Annotated in this window: 19 protein-coding genes; 18 read left to right on the top strand and 1 reads right to left on the bottom strand. The window is 33.8% G+C overall.

The window, feature by feature from the left end:
• The first annotated feature begins 3 nt into the window (after nucleotides 1-3).
• The 11 genes from Q1A60_RS08350 (at nucleotide 4) to Q1A60_RS08300 (ending at nucleotide 11507) form a co-directional block, all read left to right on the top strand.
• Nucleotides 4-1056: a hypothetical protein gene (locus Q1A60_RS08350; RefSeq protein WP_299766298.1), complete on the top strand. Its 1053-nt coding sequence runs from the start codon at nucleotides 4-6 to the stop codon at nucleotides 1054-1056.
• 3 nt (nucleotides 1057-1059) lie between these two features.
• Entirely contained in the window at nucleotides 1060-3021 is a 1962-nt protein-coding gene (locus Q1A60_RS08345) for an AAA family ATPase (RefSeq protein WP_299766299.1), read from the top strand.
• Between the two features lie 376 nt (nucleotides 3022-3397).
• Complete coding sequence (locus Q1A60_RS08340) at nucleotides 3398-4393, top strand: hypothetical protein (RefSeq protein WP_299766301.1); 996 nt, start codon at nucleotides 3398-3400, stop codon at nucleotides 4391-4393.
• 36 nt (nucleotides 4394-4429) lie between these two features.
• Complete coding sequence (locus Q1A60_RS08335) at nucleotides 4430-5668, top strand: DUF6638 family protein (RefSeq protein ID WP_299766303.1); 1239 nt, start codon at nucleotides 4430-4432, stop codon at nucleotides 5666-5668.
• 225 nt (nucleotides 5669-5893) lie between these two features.
• On the top strand, nucleotides 5894-6421 hold the full coding sequence (locus Q1A60_RS08330; RefSeq protein WP_299766305.1) for a hypothetical protein: 528 nt from the start codon (nucleotides 5894-5896) through the stop codon (nucleotides 6419-6421).
• A gap of 258 nt (nucleotides 6422-6679) precedes the next feature.
• Nucleotides 6680-6829, top strand: coding sequence for a hypothetical protein (locus Q1A60_RS08325; protein ID WP_299766307.1), 150 nt, complete (start codon nucleotides 6680-6682; stop codon nucleotides 6827-6829).
• A gap of 40 nt (nucleotides 6830-6869) precedes the next feature.
• A complete protein-coding gene (locus tag Q1A60_RS08320; protein WP_299766309.1) occupies nucleotides 6870-7127 on the top strand; it encodes a hypothetical protein in 258 nt (85 codons plus the stop codon).
• A gap of 72 nt (nucleotides 7128-7199) precedes the next feature.
• Nucleotides 7200-8918, top strand: coding sequence for a hypothetical protein (locus Q1A60_RS08315; protein ID WP_299766311.1), 1719 nt, complete (start codon nucleotides 7200-7202; stop codon nucleotides 8916-8918).
• A 98-nt stretch (nucleotides 8919-9016) separates the two neighbouring features.
• Nucleotides 9017-9937, top strand: a complete 921-nt coding sequence (locus Q1A60_RS08310) for a geranylgeranylglycerol-phosphate geranylgeranyltransferase (protein ID WP_299766313.1) — start codon at nucleotides 9017-9019, stop codon at nucleotides 9935-9937.
• Nucleotides 9927-10514 carry a Maf-like protein gene (locus Q1A60_RS08305; RefSeq protein ID WP_299766314.1) on the top strand — a complete coding sequence of 196 codons (588 nt, stop codon included), beginning with the start codon at nucleotides 9927-9929 and terminating at the stop codon, nucleotides 10512-10514. Before Q1A60_RS08310 ends, Q1A60_RS08305 begins: the two co-directional genes overlap by 11 nt.
• A 33-nt stretch (nucleotides 10515-10547) precedes the next feature.
• On the top strand, nucleotides 10548-11507 hold the full coding sequence (locus Q1A60_RS08300; protein ID WP_299766316.1) for a septum formation inhibitor Maf: 960 nt from the start codon (nucleotides 10548-10550) through the stop codon (nucleotides 11505-11507).
• 1099 nt (nucleotides 11508-12606) lie between these two features.
• Here Q1A60_RS08300 and Q1A60_RS08295 read toward each other — a convergent pair.
• Nucleotides 12607-14712, bottom strand: a complete 2106-nt coding sequence (locus tag Q1A60_RS08295; RefSeq protein WP_299767991.1) for an ATP-binding protein — start codon at nucleotides 14710-14712, stop codon at nucleotides 12607-12609.
• 334 nt (nucleotides 14713-15046) lie between these two features.
• Here Q1A60_RS08295 and Q1A60_RS08290 point away from each other — a divergent pair, with 334 nt between their 5' ends.
• The 7 genes from Q1A60_RS08290 to Q1A60_RS08260 all read left to right on the top strand — a co-directional run bounded on the left by Q1A60_RS08290 (nucleotide 15047) and on the right by Q1A60_RS08260 (nucleotide 23051).
• Nucleotides 15047-17596: a PIG-L family deacetylase gene (locus Q1A60_RS08290; RefSeq protein ID WP_299767994.1), complete on the top strand. Its 2550-nt coding sequence runs from the start codon at nucleotides 15047-15049 to the stop codon at nucleotides 17594-17596.
• A gap of 113 nt (nucleotides 17597-17709) precedes the next feature.
• Nucleotides 17710-19422, top strand: a complete 1713-nt coding sequence (locus Q1A60_RS08285; protein WP_299767997.1) for a sodium:solute symporter — start codon at nucleotides 17710-17712, stop codon at nucleotides 19420-19422.
• Between the two features lie 66 nt (nucleotides 19423-19488).
• Nucleotides 19489-20544: an AraC family transcriptional regulator gene (locus Q1A60_RS08280; protein ID WP_299768000.1), complete on the top strand. Its 1056-nt coding sequence runs from the start codon at nucleotides 19489-19491 to the stop codon at nucleotides 20542-20544.
• Between the two features lie 82 nt (nucleotides 20545-20626).
• Nucleotides 20627-20980, top strand: a complete 354-nt coding sequence (locus Q1A60_RS08275; protein ID WP_299768002.1) for a hypothetical protein — start codon at nucleotides 20627-20629, stop codon at nucleotides 20978-20980.
• Nucleotides 20981-21019: 39 nt separating this feature from the next.
• Nucleotides 21020-21490 (top strand): YHS domain-containing (seleno)protein, encoded by a 471-nt coding sequence (locus Q1A60_RS08270; protein WP_299768005.1) that lies wholly within the window; start codon nucleotides 21020-21022, stop codon nucleotides 21488-21490.
• A gap of 114 nt (nucleotides 21491-21604) precedes the next feature.
• Complete coding sequence (locus tag Q1A60_RS08265) at nucleotides 21605-22582, top strand: Gfo/Idh/MocA family oxidoreductase (RefSeq protein ID WP_299768008.1); 978 nt, start codon at nucleotides 21605-21607, stop codon at nucleotides 22580-22582.
• Nucleotides 22575-23051 carry a hypothetical protein gene (locus Q1A60_RS08260; RefSeq protein WP_299768011.1) on the top strand — a complete coding sequence of 159 codons (477 nt, stop codon included), beginning with the start codon at nucleotides 22575-22577 and terminating at the stop codon, nucleotides 23049-23051. The genes Q1A60_RS08265 and Q1A60_RS08260 overlap by 8 nt, the downstream gene beginning before the upstream one ends.
• Nucleotides 23052-23104 lie beyond the last annotated feature (53 nt).

The raw sequence follows: 23104 nt of genomic DNA, 5'->3' as shown, positions 1-23104 counted from the left end.
TAAATGCCCATAAACGAAATCATAACACCATTAGATAGTGCTACTTTAGAAAACAAGGAGCAATACAAGGTGTATTTTAAAATTGTCAAACACGCGTTTGAGGAGCTTGTCAAAGCACTTAAAGAAGAACAGTTATGCACGCCTTCTGAAACTACCTATATCAAGCAGTATTGTGATTTACTCACCTATACTTTAGAAGCCTTTAGAGTAAAATATCTCTTTGATGACGAAGAAAAGATGAAAGTAGATCTTACTGAATCTGGACTTCCAAATTATTCGGAGTTTCGATATCTCGTGAATGATATGGAGCTTAAAAATGAATACATTCAAAAACTTCCCGCGATAGAAACTTTAAAGGATGAGTTTCTAGAAACACTCCTAAAATACAAAGAGCCTATTTCTGATAAGAAATTACACCAAGCCTCTTCTATTGTCTATTATACGTCAGTAGAAAGTAAATACTTATTCAAACGTTTTGTACAAGGAAAAGTAATTAAAACGGCACCTTCGGCACCTACAGAATTTATGGTAAGCTGGGCATTTTATGATGTAGGTGTCAACAGACCTTTTATTTGCTTTATGTATTTCGATTTGCATAAAGTAGATATGGAAGAGTATATTGAAGACATCTACAAAGTACTGGAAGCCACTGCAGATCGTAGTATCACCTTAGATAGTATGGCCTATGCGATTGATAAAAAGTTGCCAAATCTATTACCTAAAAGAATAAAGAAAATAGATTTGGGTCCGATCCATAGTGTATTTGCCAAAGATGAATTACAAGTGACACATGCGATCTTACAATCTATCGTTGATAAAAGTCTAGATCTTTCTGCCTATGCCGTATCAATTACTATCAATGAAACATTTTCTAAAGATAGTATTCTAGAAGGAAGCATTTTTAACAAACAACACCTTCAGGTCTGGGAAAATAAAAGACCTGAAAATTATTTATTTACATCACACCGAGTGATGCAATTACTCTACGATAAAATTCCTGATAAAGTCTACGGACTCACCAGAGACCCTATCGAAATTGCAACACTTAAACTATAACTTATGGAACACAATACAACCTTCCCTATAAAATTAAGCGAACTTGCCACCTTACGTGATGAAGCGACTTCTTATCTTAAAGGAGTACAATGGGAACAAGGAAGCAAAGCACAACGCCGTGATAAAAATCAAAAAGACGAATCCATCTTATTATACCTTTCTAAAGCGACAAACGGAGGTGGTAGTGATGTCACGTCAGTATCTAAAACGATACTCGCTCTTAAAAAGAGACTCCTCCCCGACTCTGTCGCCATTCCGTTGCATTTAAATCAAGCATTATATGCATTACAGGAAGGAATCACGACTGGGATTTGGCTGAAGGATAGTTATTTTGATGCCTCTGGATTATCGATTCTTAATGAACGTAAATCAACATTAGATACTAGCGGAAGACGTGAGTACGAATCAAAAATGCATACGGCTACCGCTTTTATGTTGTATGGTACAGCATATCGAATTTTATTTGATATTAAAGAAGCAGCTTCAGATGATTTGAGTGTCATGAAAAACAAATTTGCAGGCATTCCTGAACTCTCATTTATGAGTCCGCTGAAAGGAATTTCCTGTATGCTTTTTTACTATGACAAATATTTAAGTCATCCAGACATTATAAAATCGGATGATGATGTTTTAGACTTTACTGTTGTCTTTTTTGAAGCTATTATTAGCGAAATCCAACAGCGTATTGGTTCGCTAGAATATACAGACACCATTACAGATAGAACGTACAAACTAGAAAAAAGCGAATTTGCCGTTTCTGGTTGGGAAAACGTATTTGAAGGTACGGCGGTAAGTGTGGAGTTTAATAAAATACAATTTGAAGAAATTGTAGGAAACCGTGATGCCAAGCATTTCGCACGCCGATTGACAGAGCGCATGCTGAGTTATGATTTTGAAGCAAAGAAAAACCCGTTTCAAGAATTGGGTGGTTTTATGCCTGTTTTTATGGGGTATGGAATTCCAGGAACTGGAAAATCAATGCTTATTGCTGCGATTGCTACACGACTAAAAGAACATTGTGACCATCTAGATATTCCATTTTTATTTCATCCCATGCCAGACACACTGATCTCTACCTTCCAAGGAGGATCGGCAGAAAAAATGGTACAATGGATGAAGCCCATGCAAGATCCTTCAAAGTTGATCTTTGCTCCTATTGATGATGCAGAAAACAACTTACAAGAGCGTACCGCACAAGGAGTTTCGGCGGGAGTAAAAGAAGTGATTGGTGTTTTCTTACGATATACAGAAGGAGCCTATGCGATTAACTATGGTAATAGTTCTATTGGATTGTTTACCAACCTTCCAGAAATGTTGGATAAAGCGGTGATCTCACGTGTTCAGGGACGTTTTAAAATAGATGGTGCGCGTACCATCCCTGATTTTATAGATCAAGATTACATCTGGTGGAATAAACTAGAAAAGTCGATGCCTGACTTTGTCAATATGACAAATCCAGAGAAATATGAATTCTTAAGCGAACAAGGACTTGCTAAAAACTTAGGAGAAATCTTAAATCAAAGCGAGAAACCTACAGAAGCTAAAGTCCTAGAAATATATGAGCAAGTAGCTTCTAAACACAAACAAACAGAGCACTTATTTTTTGCCGAGTTATATAAAGAGATTCAAAAAGCATTTCCGTTTTTCTCTTCGCGAGATATTCGAAATATTCAAAGTGCTATCTCATTACGTCTCACCGATTTTGATTTACCTGAACAGTGGTTTGAAGACCCATCGGCGTATTTCAAAAAAGACTATGACAGCAAACTCGTGCTATTACAAGACTTGATGAAGCAAAATATGAAAGGCTTGAACTTCTCAGATATTCGTCGTCAGGAAGTAGTGCGTTACTTAGATAATGTCGCTACTATTGCTGATACTGATTTTAAACGTAAAGTAGATGGACGCATACATGATATGAATGTACAACTAGAAGCAAGACGTCGTTTTGAAAGTGGAGAATAACCTAGCAAGGGGATTGAGTGATTTTTCGCCTTCGTGAAAATAGTATCGAAATTACCGACTATGAAAATAAAAATAGAGCGTTACTCTATTTTGAATGATTGGAGAAGAATTATGAGATACCCGCTAGAGTTTACCCTTAGAGATAGTCGAAGGGCAGACATATGATAATAATGAGATATCCGCCTTCGCGGATATGAAAAGAAGAGTTTCCCCTCTAGAAAGAGGGGATTAAGAGGTGTGTTAAAGCTGAGTGAGCTTTTGAATTTGAAATATATTAAATACGCTTTCGCGAAAGTTAATAACAAACTAACAACTAGATTATTAAATCAGTATCTAATTGATTATTTTGAGACTTTAAAACTGATTTAAAAAGTATATGAATAATAAAAATTTACTTAAATGGTTTGGAATTATAGGTTCAATAGCGTCCATAGCTTCTGTGGTTTATATTTTTCTTCCAAATAATGAAAATATAGAGATAGTAGTAAATACCCAAAATGTAGAACGTCTTACACAAACTCCTGGAGATGGTGAACCAAATTTTAAAGTAGATTATAGATATAAAGGAGTAGAAATACAAAATTTATGGAAATACAGTATTCAATTTAAAAATAATTCTGATAAAACAGTAATAGGTCGTGGAGCTCAAAAAAATATATTAATGGATGACTTCACTTTATTATTAAAAAAAAATTATACTGTTCTTGATTATAAAAAAGTAATATCAGATTTTAATAATAATCTTATTGTAGATAGCACTAATGTAAAAATTGCATTTGAACAATGGAGACCTGATGAAATCTTAGAATATTCTTTTTATGTTAAAACAGGTATAAATATAGCAGATACATTATTATTTTCACAGCCAAATTTTAGACAAATAATTGACGGTGATATTATATTTACTAATCAAATTCCAAAACCTAACAAAAAAGAAACAAGTGGTTTTATTCCTAAAGAAATAAAACTTATAGGTAGTATTATATTAAGTATTATTATACTTATTTTAATAATCATTTTCACAATAATTGTTTTTTTATTCCCATTTTCATTAGCTAAAGATATTAAATGGAAGAATAAAAACTTATTAGAATATAATTTATTAGTAGATAATTATTTTAATAGTACTCAATACCCTAACAAAGATAAAATAGACTTAGATATTGATAAATTAATTTACAAAAACAATCCTAGTTCTATGCTAATTGAAGATTTTTGGGAAAAATTTCACGGAGAGAAATATCCAAATACTACTGTCGGGATTAATGAGGTTAAAACTTATAAATCAATACTAGCAATTATAGGACTTCTATTTACTGATATATTCTTAATATTTATATTCTTAGACTTAGTATATCATATTATAAACTAACAATAATCAGACACCCATCTTCGTGGATACTAAAAGATGAAAAAATTAAAAGAAGCAGGGTTATATGGAGGTGCGTTGGTGCCTGTATCAGGATCGTTAGCACAGCGTTATAACGAGTGTCTTGCGATGTTAGGTGTTGCACCCACTGCATTAACTAGCTTTGCGATAGATGCTATGGGGTGGAGTCCCGAAATTGCGCTCGAGAAAAAAGAAAATTATTACCTCAACATTGGAGAAGCAAACACGAATGCGATTATTATTTCGCCAGAACAACGGTATAAACCTGTACAAATGCCTAGTCATAGTTTTGATCGGGATTTGATGGAAGCCGTTTTTGCTGCCAATAGCAGAATCATACGAGATATTACTAAAGACTCAGCTATTTGTGTTCATATTGATCAGCAGATTGATGCCTTTTATGAACCGTTTGACTTATTACGATACGATACCATTACCGTTACCTTTGAAATTCTTAATCAGTTAGATCAAAAACAAGCAGAGCAAAACGAATTGATTAAGGAATTTCAGGAAGGAAACAATTTTATCAATCGTGAGCTTCATAAAAAGATCATCGAGAACGCTAAAGAATATGGAGATTTACGCCATCGTAAATTGAATATTGATCCACTACCGCTTAAAGTGAGTTCGTTCTATACGAGAGCTTTTGGTGGTGTGTTTGTCTTAAAAGATTTTATTAATGACATTATGATCTTTGAAGACAAAGCGGTATTTGATAAAGCGATTGCAGATACAGGACATGAGGTGGCTTTATTTCATAAAGATCATGATGAGCTTATTGATAAATTGGTGAACGATTTTATCATAGACGGTGATCTTAAAAAAGCATCAAAGTCAAAACGTTTTGACCGTATTAAAAAACATCGATTTGTAGAACATTCTAAGGAGGTAACACATTCTTTTATTGAAATTCTAGACAGTCATTTTTTATTTAAAAAATACATTACGGGTCTTGACATAGACATACAAAAACAACTGAATGGTGTCGAGTTATTCTTCCAGAAAAGTATCATTAATAAAGAAATAAAACAGGAAGATTATATTGATACTGCGTATTACAAAGCATTGCATCAACCACATTCATCACTGGAGGAAGAGCAAGCTGATTTAATTTGGAAGCTCCTTATTAAAATCCAACCCAATGATCCGTTGCACTTATATTGGTATGACAAAGCACAGTTTTATGATACGTATCAAACATGGCCAGAAACGTATCAAGATTGGGTGATTACGTTGATTTTAGAGGAGAATGAATGATAATAGAGAAGAGAAAAGAGAACAGAGAGAAGAGAATATATAATAAGATATCCGCCTTCGCGGATATAAAAAGAAGAGTTTCCCCTCTAGGAAGAGGGGATTAAGGGGTGTGTCACTCATAAACATTTATGTTTGAAACATCGCTTTTAGCACTCCTAATATGAATCATACTATTGTAACATAACCTGCATAAACGCTACATATAACTAAAGACACCATATAACCATGACACTAGAAATCATCATATTCGTTCTTGCTATTCTTTTAGGCATTGTGCTCTATTGGAGAGAGTCTAAAAGTAATGCGGTGTATCGTTTCATCAATAAGCTTACACATAATGATGAACTCCAAATGAAACCCGATAATCGTAAAGGTTTTTTATATCTACAACCGTTTTTAATGCGGCTTGTATATGTCACATTACTATTTGTCATAAGCGCTATTATTGTGCGTTTTGTTACCCCCATCAATGCATTTTTTGTACAGTATTTTGTATCGGCTATTGTTGGCGTTATGATTGGAACGTATATCGCTTCGGCATTTTTATTTGCACGTGATAGTAGTAAAAAAGAAAATCTTGAGAAAGTATTTGACAAAGGAAAAGAAGCAGTTCAAGAGTTTGCAGAAGATGTAAAAGAGCATTTTGACGCAAAAGAACAGCCAACTCCAGAAACCAAGGAAACACCTACAGAAGAAGCTCCTAAGAAAAAAAGCGCTAGAGATCGTTTTAAAGATAAAGGAATGATTAAGTGATTAACGATTGGAGATTGTTGAAGTAAAAAATAAAGTAAGGTGATTGAGTGATTTTCGCTTTTCGCGAAAATAATATCGAAATTACCGAATACTGGAAGCAAAAGAATATAGAGAATAGAACATAGACTTAAAATAGCGTATTACTTTATTTTAAAAGAGAATAACTACGCTTTCGCGAAAGCGTATTAAGAAAGAGTAGAATTAATAATGATAAGATACCCACCAGAGTGTATCCTGAATGATACTTAAAGGGTGGGTATGAAAGAAAGTATGAGTAAAAACTGTCCATCAGCACCTATAAATAAAAAAGAATATATTTCTGAAATAGGTAGTATATTAGTTAAGGAACATGGAAAAAAGAAGTATTATAAACCTGAAGAGGTGAAAAAAGCTTCAAAAGCAATCTAAGTATTATGAATCGAGTGGTATAGATTGGCATTGCTGGGCTATGTGTACGTTTTCTTCTCATTCAGATTTTGATGCATATCATGCAGCTACTGGAGAGGTTTGCGATTATATAGCCATGAAAACTGAAATATTAGGAGGTATCACAACCTCTACCGCTTCGGCTATTACATCGGTAGATTGGTTATCTATTCCTGACATAGACATTGATGCTTCTTGGTTAGATTTTGGAGAAGTATTTGGAAGTATATTAGAAGGCGTAGGAGAATTTATAGCTGGTATATTTGACGGAGTATCATAAATAAGTATACGCTTTCGCGAAAGCGTATAATTGAAGAATTAAAAACTAACAACCAATCAAAACAAACAACCCATGATAAAATCCTATTGGAAAAAAGGCGGAAAACAAAAACGTATTGTCGTAATCAGTGCGATTGTGCTGATCTTGTTATTATTCTTCTTACGAGATGACTATCAGCCTGCATTATTGTTTGTACGTAAGTATATTTTTATCATACTGATCAGTAGTTTGTTCTTGTGGTTTATGTTGAGAAAATTTCGCGCAAGCGCACAAATAGGAAAGCGTATTTTATACCTAGTGGGGATTGCTGCTTTTTTTGGGGTTTTATGGTTCGCAGGATGGAAAACAGGATTGTATCAATATATGCAAACGTATAATGTATACAACAATCTAAATCTTGTCGAAATACACGAACTTCCATTAACGCAAAATGAACGTATCCAGCCGTACAATAATATTGTAACCATGGCATATGAATCTATTGGAGAAACACTAGAAGTATCGCCTCCACAATTGGTACGTATTGATACTGTCAATCAATGGACCATGGCGGTACAGCCATCAAAAGAGTATTCGTTTCAACGTATGAGTAACAATACCGAAGAGCTTTTTACCGTAGAAAGCACTTCTCCTTTTCCTCGTTTTGCTAATGAAAATAGAGTGCCTGTTACATTTGCTATAGGGGAATCTCTCGCGTTTAGTAGGAATACCTATAATGCAGTTGTGCAACGTTTTAATTTTTTCCAACTATTTACACTTGAACCTAGTCAGGTATATTATATGAAAAATGACGATGGGAAATGGGTACAGGTAGTTAACTTAATTAAGTGGAAAGGATTCTTTTTTCCATATCCGTCCTATGGTGGTGTTATGATTATTGAATCTGGAGAACACTCTGTTGCTGATTACCTAGAACGCGTTACGATTGGAAAAGGAACCTATGTTCCTCCATCCAAAACGCAGGATTATCCCTTTTTAACGAAGCAAAATACACTAAGTGAAGAAGTTTCTAGACTACAAGCAAAGTCACTCCAATTTTTAGGAGGCTTTACAGATCCGTTACCATGGAATATGGAAACAGCAGTAAAAATTCCAGACCTAGAAGATGATGAAAATCAGCAACCATTTGTCACTGATTTTAACTGGAGTGGTATCGAGACACAAGCGTATAGTGGTTTATATCATTGGTTTGGGTTAGAGCCTATAGGTGAAGAGCGTACGAGCTTATCATTTAGTGTTCTTATTCCTGGTGATGGTACAGATAAATTATATTACTACGACCATGCTGCTAAAAAAGAAGGACTGGCTGGAGTTTCAGCAATGCCATTAAAAGTAGTTGAATCTCGTAAGGAGTATGATTGGTCTGTCAATAAACCTGTAGAATTTAGACCTTTTATTAAAGAAGTAGGCGGTCGTAAGCGTATGTTTATGATAAGTACTATTGCTGCAAAACGTGATGATAGTAAGAAATTTGATGGTGCTGCAACACCAGATCTTGCACTTATTGATGTAGAATATAAAGATGTGATCTGGGTAGATGCTAAACATCCATCACAATGGGAAAGTACCATTCTTGAGCAATTAGGAGAGACTTGGAAAACTTCTGAAGGACTTACTGATGAAGATTTATATCCTTCTAGAAACGAAATAGACATCGAAGGGGCTAGAGATCTTACAACAATTATAGAAGCTACTCAAAACACCATACAAGAAACCGTAGAAACAAAAACAGACTCTATTATTACTGAGATTAAAGAAGTTGTAAAAGATTCTTTGCAACATGAAAATTAATTACGCATACAAATAGTAGTTAAAAATTATTAGTTTCTTTTATACTCTAATTAATTTATAGTATTTTGTTCTAAATACACCACACAGAACAAACTAAAGTGAACTATTTACGTCTCATTCGATTTCCTAACTTAATCATGGTGATTGTGATGCAATGCATTATTATGTTTGGATTTTTCAAACCTTTTGACATTGAACTATCCTTAAGTTCGTTAGGCTTTACGTTTCTTGTAATAGCTACTGTATTTATAGCTGCTGGTGGATATATTATTAATGATATAATAGATGTTACTGCTGACAAGATTAACAAACCTAAAAAAAGAATTATAGGTGTTTCTATAGATCCTAGACGTGCAAAATTCTTTTATTATATATTCACTTATGTTGGAGTTGGTTTTGGGTTTGTGATTACCGCAGTATTAAAAGAACCTTTATATTTCTTGATTTTTCCAGGAATTGCTTTCTTACTTTATTTGTATTCTAGGTTTCTAAGAAAAATAGCATTTGTAGGTAATCTTTTGGTGAGCCTTACAGTGGCCTTATCCATAATGATTGTAGGCATATTTGAATTATTTTCTATCGATGGTTATTATGATAATGAATTAAAAGCTTTTCTTTTAGATATTATTTTGAATATTTCAATAGCTGCTTTTTTAATTAACCTTATTCGAGAAATTGTTAAAGATATAGAAGACATTCAAGGGGATCATGTGGCTAGGTATCGTACATTGCCTATTATTTTAGGTGCACAAAGAACTGCTCGTATCGCCTCTATTTTATGCCTTATCACACTTACGCTTATATCTTGGTATACATTTACTTTTCTATACGACCATAAACTAACAGTTGCTGTACTGTTTTTTGGAGTTATTGCGCCTCTAGGATATGTAGCTACACGATTATGGGAAGATGATAAAAAAAGTCATTTCACAAGACTTTCACTTATCTTAAAAGTAATCATGTTTATAGGTATCCTAACGATTCCATTAATATCACAGACTATTGCAGATGCTATCTAAACGATTACAGCACAAAAACATCATCCTTGCTTCTGGTTCTCCTCGCAGACAACTTTTTTTCAAAGAACTTGATTTAGATTTTACCATCCTACTCAAGCCTATTGATGAAATCTTTCCAGAACATTATAAAGGAACTGAAATTACAGATTACCTTGCACAATTAAAAGCTGCTGCATTTACTGATTTACAAGAAAATGACATTCTTATTACCAGTGATACTATTGTGTGGCATCAAGATAAAGCACTTAACAAGCCTGAAAATAGAGATCAAGCATTTGAGATGATTTCAAGTCTTTCTGGGAATACGCATGAAGTAATGACAAGTGTTTGTTTTACTTCTCCAAATAAACAGGTTACCATTAACGATACGACAAAGGTCACTTTTAAAACACTTACAGAAGAAGAGATCAATCATTATATAGATAACTACCAACCGTATGACAAAGCGGGTGGTTATGGTATACAAGAATGGTTTGGATATATTGCAGTAACTCGATTAGAAGGATCCTATTTTAATGTGATGGGATTACCTACTCATAAAGTTTATGAAACGTTAATACAGCTTGCCGACTCTTAAGTTTTTAGTAATTTTAGCTTAAAATTTTAAGCTATGTCATTTCCCACAAAGATATTCAGATTAGAACGTACATTATTTTTTCTAATGGTTACTGTTGCGCTTGTTGCTTTATTTGTCAATTGTAAAGGAAACACAGAATCAACTACTATACAGGAAATGCCTGTTGCAAATAGCACGCTAGATGCGACAAAGAATAGAAACATTTCTCAAGAGTTTAAAGACTATTGGTATGCAGGAAAAGCAGAGATCTCTTCCTACAAATTGGAGCAAGCACGTTATGGAGAATTACGTGACGGTACTGCAGCGCTAATTTTTGTGACGGAAGATTTCCTCCCTGAAGTCCAAGTAAAAGCAGATCGTCAAAACGATACTAACGTCCCTGTACTAAAGGTAAATGCAACTAAAAATTTTAATACAGGAATCTATCCATATTCTGTAATGTCAAGTACCTTCTACCCTGTTTTTGAAGAAAAGCATGCCATTAAAGTATCCCAAAGTATGCAAGAATGGTGCGGACATCAATATGCCCAAATTAATAATAGAGAGCAGTTTGAGGTAAACTCGCATTCCTATTTTGAAGGTGAAGCAGATAAAAACTTTTCTATTCCGAAAACTACATTAGAAAACGAATTATGGGCACAATTACGTATTGATCCAACAGCATTACCTACAGGTAATTTTAAAGCCATTCCTGATTTTTCATTTACACGTATGAAACATGTTCCTATAAAAGCATATAATGCAAAAGGAACATTAACCGCTACGTCATACACTCTAGAATATCCAGACCTAAATCGTTCTTTAACTATTAACTTCTCTGGTTCTTTTCCGTATACGATTGAAGGTTGGGAAGAAACTTTTGTAGATGGATATGGAGCACGCGCCAAAGAACTCACCACCAAAGCGACTCGCATCAAAACCATCAAAAGCGCCTATTGGGGAAAAAATAGTAACGCAGATGCTGGTTTACGTACGGAACTCGGATTGGAATAATATAGATTTGAGATTAACGATTGCTGATTTTTGATCTAATATAAGGGGTGGTTGTTTTGAGCTTTTTGTAATTTTTTCAATACAAAAAATGAAAACTTTGCGTTCACATACTCCATAACGCAGATGCTGGTTTACGTACGGAACTCGGATTGGAATAATATAGATTGGAGATTAACGATTGCTGATTGCTGATTGTTGATTGCTGATTTTTGATCTAATATAAGGGGTGGTTGTTTTGAGCTTTTTGTAATTTTTTCAATACAAAAAATCAAAACTTTGCGTTCACATACTTCATAATGCAGATGCTGGTTTACGTACGGAACTTGGATTGGAATAATATAGATTGGAGATTAACGATTGTTGATTGCTGATTTTTGATCTAATAGCGGGGTGGTTGTTTTGAGCTTTTTGTAATTTTTTCAATTCAAAAAATCAAAACTTTGCGTTCACATACTTCATAATGCAGATGCTGGTTTACGTACGGAACTTGGATTGGAATAATATAGATTGGAGATTAACGATTGTTGATTGCTGATTTTTGATCTAATATAAGGGGTGGTTGTTTTCAGGTTTTTTGTTTCTTTTTCCAAAACAAAAAAATGAAAACTTTCCGTAATACACACCCATGATTTTTGTTTCTTTTTCCAAAACAAAAAAATCAAAACTTTGCGTTCACATACTTCATAATGCAGATGCTGGTTTACGTACGGAACTCGGATTGGAATAATATAGATTTGAGATTAACGATTGCTGATTTTTGATCTAATATAAGGGGTGGTTGTTTTGAGCTTTTTGTAATTTTTTCAATACAAAAAATGAAAACTTTGCGTTCACATACTCCATAACGCAGATGCTGGTTTACGTACGGAACTCGGATTGGAATAATATAGATTGGAGATTAACGATTGTTGATTGCTGATTTTTGATCTAATATAAGGGGTGGTTGTTTTAAGCTTTTTGTAATTTTTTCAATACAAAAAATCAAAACTTTCCGTAATACACACCCATGATTTTTGTTTCTTTTTCCAAAACAAAAAAATGAAAACTTTGCGTTCACATACTCCATAACGCAGATGCTGGTTTACGTACGGAACTTGGATTAGATAGACTTATTTATAATTGAAGCATGTATAGTTTCAATAAACTCTGATGTAATAAATGGTTTCATAATATATCCATCCATTTTATAACTATTAATTTTCTTCTCTACCTCTTCTGATGATGCAGCCGTTAGTGCTACAATAGCGATCTCTTTATCAAATTCTCTAATAAGAGTTGTTGCTTCATATCCGTTTAAACCTGGCATATGTAAGTCCATTAAAACACAATCAAAACACTCATTTCTAACTAGATCTATTGCCTTATAACCAGAATCTACTACTGTAGATTTTATACCCATTTGATCAAGAATTTTCTTAGTGACTAACTGATTAATTTTATTGTCATCCACTATAAGAATATGCTTATCTACTAAGTTCTTAACAAGTGCTTCATTCGTTTGTTTCTTAGATATAGACGCTTTATTTTTCGAGAACACTAACTCAAAACTAAAAGTCGAACCATTATTTAATTCACTCTCAATGGAAATTTTACTACCCATAGTAGTTAATATCCTTTTAACAATAGAAAGCCCTAAACCTGATCCTTTATAGGAATTTTCTTTTTCAGAATACTCTTGATAAAATTCTTCAAAAATTTTAACTTGTTTTTCTTTAGAAATTCCGATTCCATTATCTTTTATCTCAAAAAATATTTTAACAGTATCGTCAGAATTTTCAATAAGCTTTGCTGCTATACTGATCGTCCCATTTTTGGTAAACTTGATTGCATTAGAAATTAAATTAATGAAAACTTGTGATAATTTTAAAGAATCACCCAATAGTGATATTGGAATATTTTCATCATAAGACACTTGAATTTTATTATGACTATTCCGAAGCGCAAACTCAAGACTCTCAATAATATTATCTATTAAATTTTTAAGTTTAAATTCTAACAGTTCCAATTTCATCGTACCTGACTCTACTTTGTTAATTTCAAGAACATTATTGATTAATGACAATAAGTGATTTCCTGAAAAATTAAGAGATTCTAGGTATTCTTTATGTTTACTATTTACATTTTCATTTAACAGTAATTTTGAAAGTTCTATTACAGCATATAAAGGTGTTCGAAGTTCATGACTAATTTCTGAATAAAAATGGCTCTTAACTTTTGATAATTGCTCAGCTTTTTCTTTAGACACATTGAGTTCTTTATTTTTCTTAAATAAAAAATACAAACTCAATAAAAGTCCAAAAACAAAAAGAGTAACTACTGTATTATATGTATTCGTTCGTTTAATGATAGCTTCCTGATACTCTTTTTCTTTTTCGACTAAAAGCAATTTTTCTTTATTCTCTTTTAGAAAATTAGTAGCCTCTATTTGTTTGGCCTTTTCAAACTCTTTAATTTTATAAAGTGAGTCTTTTAAGATTAAAGTCTTTTTTACTAGATCATATGTTTTATCAACCTCCCCATATTCTGCATATAAAAGAGCATTTTCTTGATATACGTCCAATAATGCGCCTAAATAATTATTTTTTGTTGCAAAATCTACACTTTTATTAAAATACAAAAGATGATTTTCTTTATCCCCTATCTTAAAATAACCATACGCTAATTGCTGATACGTTTTCCCTACAACACTATATGTAGGATAATATCCACCTACACTATCTATGATAGCTAATACTTCATGAGAATGTCTAATTCCATCAAAAACATCATTATAATGAATTTCATTATCTGCTTTATTAGATAATGGATAAATTTGATCACTTAGGTAACCTCCAGCTTTGGCAAGTCGTATTGTTTTATCAAAAAAAACATTTGATTTATCGATACTATCAAAATCTTTGTAATTAACTCCAATATCATTATAAGCCAAAACAAGATTAAAAGTATCTTTCTCTTGTTCAAAAACATCTTTAGCCTTAAATAAATAATAAAAACTTAACGAGTCCTTATTTATATAATAATTACAATTACCCAAGCCAGAATAACACCTACCTTCTAAAATTTTATCTCCAGTTTCTTGAGCGTACTGCAAGATTTTCGTGTACAACTCAACAGCCTCACCATACTGACTCTTTTCAAATAAATTAAAGGCTCTCATAACCTCTTCCGTTATAGAGTCTTGCTCAACCTCTTGTTGTTCTGACACTTGTGCATACACCTGAAAGTGTGTGCATAAAAAAAACAAAAAAATATAATATCTACTGTTCAATAACTTTAATTTGAAAAAGCAAAATACAAAAAATACCATTTAATCGACCAAAAATAGCATTTAATCGATGATTTTAAAGTTTCAGCTTATAAATAACTTATACATTTAAATAATTCAAACCCTTCATAAATAACACGTAATCTATTCTTTAAAAATGGCATCTCTAATGGTGATTAAGATTCAAATCTTCCTTTTTGTTAAAGAAAACGTAAAGGATTTCTGCTCGCAGTCATTTTGGTTATATTTGAAAAGACTCAATACACCACACATAATGCGTACTATCACTTTTGTATTTGCACTCCTTTTTTGTTCGCTTTACGCGAAAACAAACGCTCAAGGAATTACAATTAAACCTAAGAAACCAGGTGCTTCAGCCATTTATGAAGACATTAAGAAACTCAACTTCTTAGGCTCTGTTTTATATGTAGCGGCACATCCCGATGACGAAAACACCACTGCTATTTCCTATTTTGCAAATACGGTAAAAGCACGTACCGCCTATTTATCACTTACTAGAGGTGATGGAGGTCAAAATATTATAGGGCCTGAGTTACGCGAACTTCTAGGTGTGATTCGTACTCAAGAACTCCTTGCTGCGCGTGCCACCGATGGCGGAGAACAACGATTTACAAGAGCTAATGATTTTGGCTATTCAAAACATCCCGACGAGACCCTTGCTATTTGGAATAAAGATGAGGTCTTGAGCGATGTAGTTTGGGCAATGCGTACCTTCAAACCCGATGTGATCATTAATCGTTTTGATCATAGATCGCCAGGGTCTACACATGGTCATCATACCTCAAGTGCAATGTTAAGTGTTGAGGCTTTCGACCTTGTAAACGATCCTACTAAATATTCAGATCAATTAAAGTATACAGAAGTATGGCAGCCGCAACGCCAATTTTTCAATACCAGCTGGTGGTTTTATGGGAGCAGGGACGCTTTCGCGAAAGCGGACAAATCCAATCTCGTAAAAGTAGATGTAGGCACCTATTATCCTGGTTACGGACTTTCTAACACCGAAATCTCTTCACTAAGTCGTAGTCAGCATAAATCGCAAGGGTTTGGAAATACAGGTACCCGCGGAAGCAGTGACACCTACTTTGAATTGTTACGTGGTGAAATGCCAACAAATAATGATGTTTTCCAAGGGATCGATACTTCATGGGGACGTGTAAAAGGAAGTGAAAAGGTAGCTTCTTTATTAGCGTCTGTTGAAGCTAATTTTGATCATGCCCATCCAGAAAAAAGTGTTCCTGAATTAGTACAAGCCTATGCAGAACTTCAAAAATTAGAAGATCAACACTGGAAAACCATAAAAAGTAAAGAACTCCAAGAATTAATTGCAGCTTGTTCTGGCTTATATATAGAAGCAGTTGCCAATACGCAAACAGCAACCTTAGGAGAAGAGGTAACATTAAGACTTGAAGCAATTAATAGAAGTGATGTCGATATGACATTAAGCAGCATCAGAGTTCCTACTAAAACAAGTTTACCTATTGCAGATAAAGAACTTAAATCTAAAAAACTCGCTAACAACGATAGATATCGAGGAGAAGATAAGTTTACGGTTACTAAAGGATTAACCTCTACCAATGCCTATTGGTTAGAAAACCCAGGTACATTAGGAATGTATCGTGTGGATGACCGCAGACTCATCGGAAAACCCGAAACACCAAGAACACATGTCGCTTCTTTTGAAATTAGTATTGATGGCGTTGGTTTTATCTTTGACAAACCCATTGTCTATAAATATAATGATCGTGTAAAAGGAGAAGTGTATGAGCCATTTGAGATCGTTCCTGAAGTATCAGCCGGTATAAAAGATAAAGTCCTCATTTTTGCCAATGCAGATGCAAAACAAATTCCAGTGACAGTAACTGCGCATAAAGATGCGCTTTCTGGAACAGTGCAACTTGATATTCCTACTGGTTGGAATGTATCTCCAAAAAGTGTTCCTGTAACTATAGCAACTAAAGGGGAGCAACAAATTATTAATTTTACAGTAACGCCACCTTCAAATCAAAATGAAGGCATCATCATTCCCAAAGTGACTATAGGAAACACTACCTATGATAAGGAATTGGTTAAGATTGATTATAGTCATATTCCGTTGCAATCGTTATTTCTTCCTGCGCAAGCAAAAGTAGTACGACTCGATATAGAACGTAGAGGAGATTATATAGGGTACATTCAAGGAGCAGGAGATGCTGTCCCTCAAAACCTAGAACAAATAGGATATCAGGTGGCTATTATCAAACCTGAAGAAATCACAAAAGAACGCTTAGCACAATTTGATGCAGTTGTTGTAGGAATACGTGCTTATAATGTGGTAGAAGAACTACAAAGTAAACAACCTACCCTTTTAGAGTATGTAAAAGAAGGCGGAACGTTGATTGCGCAATACAATACAAGTGGTCGATGGGGAAATACAAAAATAGGGGCCCCGTATCCTATGAAACTTTCTCGTGACCGCGTAACAGATGAATATAGTGATGTAAAGGTACTTGCTAAAGACCATCCGCTTATGAACTTCCCTAATAAAATCACTCAAAAAGATTTTGAAGGTTGGACACAAGAGCGTGGCCTCTATTTTCCTAATGAATGGTCTGATGAATACACACCAATATTATCTATGCAAGATAAAGGTGAAAATGCTAAAGAAGGTAGTTTACTCGTTGCTCCTTATGGAGAAGGGCATTATATTTATACAGGGCTAAGCTTTTTTAGAGAACTTCCTGCAGGAGTTTCTGGAGCGTATCGTCTTTTTTCAAATATGCTCTCTATAGGAAAAGAAAAACCTAAAAAAGTAAAAGGATAACCTTATGAGTAAAGAACCTAAATACGTTTGGAAAAAATCCTACACTGTAGTTCTTATAGCTAATCTGGTGTATTTTATTTTATTTTTCTTTTTAATGAAACAATACGCTTAGTATGGAAATTATTGATTGGATTGTTCTCGGGGCAACACTGGTATTTATTGTTCTTTATGGAGTATACAAAACACAAGGAAGCAAAAATGTAGAAGATTACATACGCGGAGGAAACACTTCAAAATGGTGGACGGTAGGTCTATCTGTGATGGCGACACAAGCCAGTGCTATTACATTCTTATCTACAACGGGCCAAGGGTTTTATAGTGGAATGGGATTTGTTCAGTTTTATTTTGGACTTCCTATTGCCATGGTGATTATATGTCTGGTATTTATTCCACTATATCATAAACTTAAAGTCTTTACTGCCTACGAATATTTAGAAAGTAGGTTTGACTTAAAAACCAGATCTCTTGCGGCTATCCTATTTTTAATACAACGTAGTCTTGCGGCTGGAATTACCATTTATGCACCTGCTATTATCTTATCAGCTGTATTAGGGTGGGATCTTACTACCTTAAACATTGTTATTGGAGTAATCGTTATTGCGTATACTGTTTCTGGAGGAACTAAAGCGGTAAGCGTTACTCAAAAACAACAAATGGCTGTCATCTTTATCGGGATGTTTATTGCTTTCTTTTTAATCTTAGATTACTTACCCGAAGAGGTTTCTTTTTCTGATGCATTAAGTATTGCAGGAGCTGGAGATCGAATGGAGTTACTTGATTTTTCTTTTGATTTTAATAATAGATATACGGTTTGGAGTGGTCTTATAGGAGGTACATTTTTAATGCTTTCTTATTTTGGAACTGATCAAAGTCAAGTACAACGTTATTTATCTGGAAAAAACATCAGAGAAATGCGTATGGGTCTTGTTTTTAATGGCTTACTAAAAATACCAATGCAATTTTTCATTCTTCTGGTAGGAGTGATGGTGTTTGTATTTTATCAATTTAATGCTACGCCACTCAATTTTAATCCTACAGCCACAGAAGCTGTGTACGCTTCTGAATATGCAGACGAATATAAAGCGATAGAAAAGCGATTAGAAAATAATCAACGGTATCAAAAAGGAGCTGCCTATAATTTTGCAAAAGATCCTGCAAATGATGTTTATCAGGAACATGGAGAGCAATTGTCTTATATCGCTAAATTTGAAGGAGTAGATAAGAAATTACGAGCAGAAGCTAAAGAACTTATAAAAAAGGCAAGTAGTGATGTAGAAAGTAATGATAAAGATTATGTCTTTATCCATTTCATTTTAAATAATCTCCCTAAAGGCTTAATAGGCCTATTACTCGCCGTGATTTTATCTGCAGCTATGTCTTCTACTGCCTCTGAATTAAATGCACTAGGAGCCACGACCTCTATAGATTTATACAAGCGGAATGTACGTGAAGAAAAAGATGAGCAACATTATGTAAATGCCACAAAACTATTTACGCTTGGTTGGGGAATACTTGCCATTATTGTTGCCTGCACCGCAAGTCTTTTTGAAAACTTAATTCAATTAGTAAACATCATAGGATCCATTTTTTATGGAAATATTCTAGGGATTTTCCTTCTTGCATTTTTTGTAAAATATGTACGTAGTAATGCCGTATTTATTGCGGCACTAATTACTCAAGTAATCGTACTTATAGGATATTTTGGAGATTGGATGCCTTATTTATGGTTAAATTTATTTGGTTGTATTTTAGTGATGGGAATTGCAATTATTATAGAAACAATATTCAGATCTACGACAAGTACACCATCTATTGAAAACTCATAGAGGGTTTTACGACAGATCGTATCAAAATAGTATATTGCATTCTATTTTATCGTAATCAACAAACCATTGAACGTAGAAAAGTTTTCTCCAGAAATCAATAAAGTATACTTTATAGAAAAGCATACACTTATTCATGTGCTTTCTGGAAAAGGAAGCATACAGGTTGATTTTGAAAATTATTATGATTGGCAAGAAAAAGCTATTTTCCTAGAAAAAGGGCAGTACATCAAGTTTTTATCTAATGACTTTACAGTACGAAAAATAGAGTTTGCTGATAAATCAAAATTTTACAATGACGACGTAAGAGTACTTTTCAAACATCTCATATCTCTAGGATATATCGATCTGATGGAATGTGAAGAATGTCAAGCATTTCTTTCAAAATCTACACTGACAGAAGACTCTGCTACGATTATAGATGTTTCTTCGAAACAATGGTATTGGCAAAATCCATTCAAGGCTAATAAGGAAGAATATCAAATTATTTTTGACACCAAAGAAATCATAGATCAAGAATATGCACACCATCTTTCTAGTGCAGACTTAGTAAGCTTGATTAATGATAGAGGTTATAATGCACAAACATTAATTAAAGATAAAGTGGGACTATCTGTCAAACATTTATTAGGTGCAAAAAGATTAAAAGAGAGTAAAAAAGAAATCGCCTTTACAGAAAAAAATATCCAAGAAATCTCTTATGATCTTGGTTTTAAAGACGATGCTTATTTTAATCGTGTATTTAAAAATGCGACAGGTGTTACACCTCGTCAGTTTAGAGAAAACTTTGATTTTAAACAAAGAGATCAGTTTACACAAGATATTTTAGAACTCCTTCAAGAATACCATACACAAGAAAGGAACTTAGACTTTTATGCTGATAAAATGAACCTTTCTATCAAAACATTGTCAAAAAAAGTTCAATTAAAAATGAACGCTTCTTTAGGGCAATTAATCCGTCTAGAGCTTATTAATACTGCTAAGTTAATGTTACTAGAAGGTCAATCTATCGTTTCCATTTCGGCTCAATTAGGTTTTGAAGAACCAAATCACTTCTCAAGTTTCTTTAAACATTATTCTGGAAGTACACCTACAGATTTCAAAATAGCAAAGTACAATTCTTAGTCCTTTTTTTGTAGCATCCTCCCTCCCCTTTTACTTCATCTTTGCAGTGTAATTAGTAAATAACACACAAACAAAAATAAAGATGAACATTAAAGACCAAGTAACTAAAATGGACGCTATAGTAGGTCAAGGAGCTATTGTAGACGCAGTAAAAGAATTTTTTGCAGACAATGCAACCACTTCTGATTATGGAAATGGAGGCACAAATGGAAAAGCAGAAATGATTACTAAAATGGAAGGATTTGCAGGAGCCATTGCTGCTGTAAATGGAATCACTCACCACTACTCTATTGTTGATGGAAATGTCTCAGCATCAGAATTTACATTCGATTTTGATATGAAAGACGGAAGTAAAATATACTGGCACGAAATCATTCGCAGAGTATGGAATGAACAAGGACAAGTAATTCAAGAAGAATACTTTAACGCAGCTTAAGCATAAATAACAGTAACATAAATAATAAAAAAAAGAAAAATGAAATTAATTAAATCCACCCTAGCCATCGTAGCATTATTTGTAGCTACATCCGTATTTGCACAAGACAAAATGGCAAACAACGTAGATAATAGTAATATCGCACTTCAAGGATATAGCCCTGTATCTTACTTAGATTTAGGTCTAGCACAAAAAGGGAATAAAGCGTATAAATCTGAGTATGAAAAAGTAGTATACTACTTTACGTCTGCTGATCAAAAAGCAGCTTTCGACAAAAGTCCAGCTAACTATGTACCACAATACGGAGGGTATTGTGCTTTTGGAACATATGCAGGAGCAAAATTCAGAGTAGATCCAAACAAATTTATTGTAAAAGATGGTAAATACTATTTATTCCTAAATAATGTAGAGTTAGATGCAAAACAATTATGGTTAGCAGAAAACAATCACAAAAAATTAAAAAGTGTTGCAGACAAAAACTGGAGCAAATTAAGTAAAACACATAACTAATGTTTTAAATCCAAATACATAATCGTGTTAAAAGCAAGCTGTCATAGCTTGCTTTTTTTCTATACATTTATATCGTATTACTTGTGATACACATAACTCGTATAAAAAAGAAAAATGCATAACACCAACTGGGCTATTTTAGGATGTGGCCATATCGCTCATAAATTTGCAGAAGATCTGCTAGCAACCGAAGGAGCAACACTCTATGCTGTAGGGAGTCGTCATCTAGAAAAAGCAGAAAATTTCAAGCAACAACATAACGCTCATAAAGCGTATGCATCATATGAAGAGCTCGTTAAAGACCCTGAAGTGGCTATTGTATATATCGCTACACCTCATGTCTTTCACAAAGAAGTTACCATGCTTTGTTTAGACCATGGAAAAGCAGTGCTGTGTGAGAAACCTTTTGCCATGAATCACAAAGAGGTTGAAGCTATGATCGCTTTCGCGAAAGCGAAACAAACCTTCTTAATGGAGGCCTTATGGACGTATTTTTTACCCCACTATCAATTTACTTTACAAACGGTACACGCAGGCGAATTAGGAGCTATTAAAAGTATAAAAGCAGATTTTGGCATTGATGTACCTAAAGATCCAACGCATCGATTATACAACAAAAGCTTAGGAGGCGGAAGCTTATTAGATGTAGGTATATACCCCGTATTTGCTGCTATGACATTAACAGGAATTCCTGAAAAAATTGAAGCCAAAGCCACATTAGATACTAACGAGATAGACTTAAATTGTGAGATAGAATTCACCTACGCTAATCAAGTAAAAGCACACTTATTTTCAGCAATCGATACAAAAACAGCCACTACCTGCCATATCGAATTAGAAAAAGGGACCCTAGTGATCAATAGTCGTTTCCATGACCCTGCAGGGATTTCTATTACCATAACTAAAAATGGTAGTACAGAAACTATTAATTTCCCTGACAGCGTACACGGCTATCATTATGAGATTTTACACTGCCAAGAAATGCTCGCACAAGGGAGAAAAGAAAGTACGATAATGACTTTTGAAAAAAGCATACAGTTAATTACACTGCTAGATACTATCCGTAAAGAAATTGGTTTAGTATATGAGTAAGCAAATACGATATACAGAAACACAATCAATGTATTGGTTTGTAGGCCTATTTGTATTTATAACTATTTTTATACTATTAGCTACCTATTTCCAATGGGGAAGTAAACCAATCACCTCATGGCTCTTTGCCCTTCCTTTAATTGTTATCAATATACTTCCGATACTTGCCTTTTATAACATGAAGATTATAATAGACTTAGAAGTAGCTAGTGTCAAATTTGGAATAGGATGGTTACAAAGAAAAATACCCATACAAGATCTTGACCTCTCTACAGCAGAGATTGTACGTCTTCCATGGTATGCTGGTGTGGGATATCGTATCAATAGTAAGGGTACTTTTTTTAACACAAGACCTGGTGCTGCATTATTAATTAAAACAAAGAATAGAAATACTGAGTTTTTTGTGGGCACTAAAAACGGAGAGCAAATCATTACGATCTTAAAAGAAATTCAAAAAGACAAGATGTAAAAACAAAAAACGCCTTCAAAAATTTTGAAGGCGTTTCCTTTATTTTATATGAA

The sequence above is a fragment of the uncultured Dokdonia sp. genome (assembly GCF_947492535.1).
Taxonomy (GTDB): Bacteria; Bacteroidota; Bacteroidia; order Flavobacteriales; family Flavobacteriaceae; genus Dokdonia.
The sequence above is the reverse complement of the archived record's forward strand: the minus strand, read 5'-3'. Positions and strand labels throughout refer to the sequence as shown.